The organism is Bacillus sp. LR--39, assembly GCF_053613335.1.
Window position 1 is genome coordinate 1 of record NZ_JBSIOT010000906.1, and the last position, 699, is coordinate 699.

Sequence of the window (699 nt, forward strand, 5' to 3'; positions counted from 1 at the left end):
CGCCGTATCTGCAACTGCCGGTTTTTTTATTTCACTAGGATGGGAGGACGTCAATTGGTTATGGGTGTTTTCACTAATGGCCGGCGGAATTATCGCTGCCCCTATCGCAGCATGGCTGGTGCAGAAGTTTCATCCCCAATTGATGGGTGTGCTTGTAGGAGGATTTATTATTCTGGTAAATGCCAGAACATTAATAAGTGAATGGATCACAAACACAGCTGTTTATCCATTGATCTATACGGCCATAGGGGCGATATGGCTATTCGCAGTTTTATTTGTTTTATCTAAAATAGGGAATCGAAATATTGTTAAGACAGCGGTTGATGTCCATTTAAAAGAAAAATAAAGGGTTTTTCCGCTTTACGATGTAAAAGGAGCCACGGGGTCCTTGCGCTTGACTGGAACGAAATCAACGCTGTAAGAAGCCGGTCGGGCTTCTTTTTTATTTTCCAGCCTCATTGCGTATAAATCCTTTGAAACCTTATAATAAAAACAAGAAGACTGTCCTTAGAGGTGAAAGGCTTGGCAACGAAGCATGAACAAATTTTAACGTATATCGATTCACTGCCTGTCGGTGAAAAAATTTCTGTCCGAAGAATTGCAAAGGAAATGAAAGTAAGCGAAGGAACCGCGTACAGAGCGATCCAGGAAGCAGAGAATAAAGGGTTTGTCAGCACGATTGAACGTGTGGGCACAATC

Annotated in this window: 1 protein-coding gene and 1 pseudogene; both read left to right on the forward strand. The window is 42.3% G+C overall.

Annotated elements, in window-relative coordinates:
* Positions 1–346: pseudogene (locus ACWHAR_RS27385) on the forward strand (sulfite exporter TauE/SafE family protein); the annotation flags it as partial.
* 176 nt (positions 347–522) lie between these two features.
* Positions 523–699 (forward strand): GntR family transcriptional regulator (locus ACWHAR_RS27390; RefSeq protein ID WP_452088471.1); only part of this gene is annotated, 177 nt, incomplete at its 3' end.